This is a genomic window from Caenimonas soli (assembly GCF_013155545.1).
Taxonomy (GTDB): Bacteria; Pseudomonadota; Gammaproteobacteria; order Burkholderiales; family Burkholderiaceae_C; genus Ramlibacter; species Ramlibacter soli.
Genome location: NZ_JABJVV010000040.1, coordinates 1 through 2,854 on the forward strand (window position 1 = coordinate 1; position 2,854 = coordinate 2,854).

Here is a 2,854-nt window from a genome sequence, read left to right on the forward strand (position 1 = left end):
CCCTTGGCATGGCTCTTCTCGCTGATCAGGTTGCCGGTGTTGTCCAGCAGCCTTTCGAGCTCGAAGTCCGTGTGCTCCAGGTCCAGCTTGCCGGCCTCGACCTTGGAGAAGTCCAGGATGTCGTTGATCACGCCCAGCAGGTGCTGGCCCGAGGTCTGGACCTTGGCGATGTAGTCGCGCTGGCGCGCCGTCAGGTCGGTCTTGAGCACCAGGTGCGACAAGCCGATGATCGCGTTCATGGGCGTGCGGATCTCGTGGCTCATGTTGGCCAGGAAGTCCGACTTCATGCGGGTCGCATCTTCCGCGATCTCCTTGGCCCGCCGGGTTTCCTCCTCGGCCTTCCTGCGCTCAGTGATATCGCGGCTGATGCCCAGCAGGCCTTGCGGCTCGCCCTTTTCATCCCACAGCGGCGAGACCACGGTGTCGTAGAGGGAGCGCCGGCCGTCCGGCGTGGTCAGCCAGTATTCCTCGGACTGTTCGCGCAACAGTGCCATCGACTGCTGGTCACGCTCGTGCATGGCCTGGGCGATGTCCGGGGCAAACAAATCGTGGCAAGTCAACCCGCGAATCTCCTCTGCCGGCCTGCCCACCAGGGCCGCGTAGGCGGTGTTGCAACCGAGGTAGCGGCCGTCGCGGTCCTTGTAGAAAACCAGGTCCGAAACCGAATTGATCAGCGACTTCAGCGTCGCTTCCTGGCGCTTCTTTCCCTGTTCCGCGCGTTTCTGTTCGGTCACGTCCTTGACGCTGACGATGTGCACCGCGCGTTCCGCCTGTTCCGTCAGGAAGATCGTCAGGTCGACTTCGCGCAGGCTGCCATCCTTGCGGCGATGCCGGCTGCTCAAGCTGACCGATCCTCCAGTGCGGCTGATCGTCTCGACCACGTACTTGTTCTGCTCCGGGCCATAGGCCGGGTCGAAGTCGCCGACTCGCATTGCCAGCAGTTCTGCCACGCTGTAGCCGAGGTGCCGGCAGGCTGCCGGGTTGGCGTACGTGACCGCGCGGGTTTCACGATCGACCCAAATCATGGGGCTGGAGTTTTCCAGGACCAGATGATTGAACATCATCTTTTCCTCGTAGCGCAGCCGCTCCGTGATATCGCGGTAGGTGATGACACTGCCCACGCACTTGCCATGGATGCGCTGGGGAATGACGTGGCGCTCCAGCACGCGGCCGTCGAGCAATTCGATCACGGTCAGGTCTTCGGCATCGGGGTTCAGGCGGCGTCGCTCGACATGGGCCAGCAAGTCTTCCGGGTCCTTGGCGCGCGATGCCTGGAACGCTGCCAGCGATTTGCTGTCCAGGTCGGCGAGCTGGTCCTCGGGGATGCCCCACAGCTCGACGAACTTGATGTTGTAGTACATCGAGTCGTCGGAGTATTGAAGCGTCAGGATGCCGTCGCTCGCCGCGTCCAGGGTCGACACCAGCAGTTCATGCGAGCCGCGCAGCAGCGCCAGTTCGATGCGGGCCTGGGCCAATTCTTCTTCCAGGCGCCCCGGCGCATGGCCGGTTTGGACCAGGGCGGTGGACAAGTTGGTGGGGGCGCGATCCATGGCGACCTCTCGCTATTGGTAGAGGCTCCATGAGAACATTCGCAGTACGGCCGGGCTTAGGCAAATTGCCTAAGCAAGTTAGGAAAATCGCGCAGCCGTCGTTTGCCTCAGGTGCGAGTGGTCTGCATCGCCAGATGGGCGCCGAGCGCAGCCAGCAGTTCGCGCATCGGTACCTCCAGTTCGGCGAGCTGCGGCTCGGCCTGTGCGCCCTGGCCATGCCGCAGCGTCGATTCGAGGGCAGTGGCCCTCTCCTGTATCAGCGTCGCGCCGACGTTTCCCGAGACTGCCTTGGTCGTGTGCGCGAGGCGCTCGGCCGTCGCGATGTCGCCGGTGGCCAACGCCTCGCGAATGTCGCGCACCACATCTTGTTGACCCGCTACGTAGCGGCGCAGCATCGCCAGGTAGAGCGGCTTCTTGCCCATCATGCGGCTCAATCCCAGCGTCGTGTCCAGGCCGGCGATGCCGTGGGGCAAGCCGTCATTGGTGGGCATGCTGCCCTGGATTGCCGCGGCGGGCTGGGCCTGCGCCGGCCTGGCCGGCGCGGTGCGGCGCGGGCGCACCCAGCGGGCCAGGATGGCCCGCATGTCCTGCGGATTTATCGGCTTGATCAGGAAGTCGTTCATGCCGACGTCCATGCATCTGCGGCGGTCCTGCTCCATCGCGTTGGCCGTCATCGCCACGATCGGCAGATGCTCCAGCCGCTCCTGCTTGCGCATTTCGCGGGTGGCCGTGACGCCGTCCATGACCGGCATCTGCATGTCCATGAACACCAGGTCGTACGAGACTTTCTGCACCAGTTCCAGCGCGACCTGGCCGTTGTCCGTGACGTCGACCACGAGGCCCGCGTCTTCCAGCAATTCGCGGGCGACCTGCTGATTGATGTCGTTGTCTTCGACGAGCAGGATGCGCGCACCCCGTATTGCCGCGAGGCGCTCGTCGACTCCGCTGCCCGGCTCATCCGCGCCCGGCGGCTGTTCGATGCGGCAGGCGCCCGGCACGCCTAGCCCCAAGCGCGCGCTGAACCAGAAGGTGCTGCCTTTGCCGTGCTCGCTTTGCACGCCCACTTCGCCGCCCATGAGTTCGGCCAGCCTCTTGCAGATCGCCAGGCCCAGGCCGGTGCCGCCGAACTTGCGGGTGGTGGAGGTGTCGGCCTGCGAGAAGCTCTGGAACAGCCGGCTCATCTGCTCGGACGTGAGGCCGATGCCGGTGTCCTGCACCCGGAAGTGCAGCAGCACGTCTTTCTCGGTTCGCTCGCTGGCCCGCACCGAAATGACGATCTCGCCCTTGTCGGTGAACTTCACGGC

Annotated in this window: 2 protein-coding genes; both read right to left on the bottom strand. The window is 64.7% G+C overall.

Features of this window, described 5'->3' with window-relative positions; all coding sequences use genetic code 11:
- The coding region (locus tag HNE04_RS27745) for a PAS domain-containing sensor histidine kinase (RefSeq protein ID WP_172227109.1) at positions 1–1,550 on the bottom strand (1,550 nt) is incomplete at its 3' end.
- Positions 1,551–1,657: 107 nt separating this feature from the next.
- The coding region (locus HNE04_RS27750; protein ID WP_172227112.1) for a response regulator at positions 1,658–2,854 on the bottom strand (1,197 nt) is incomplete at its 5' end.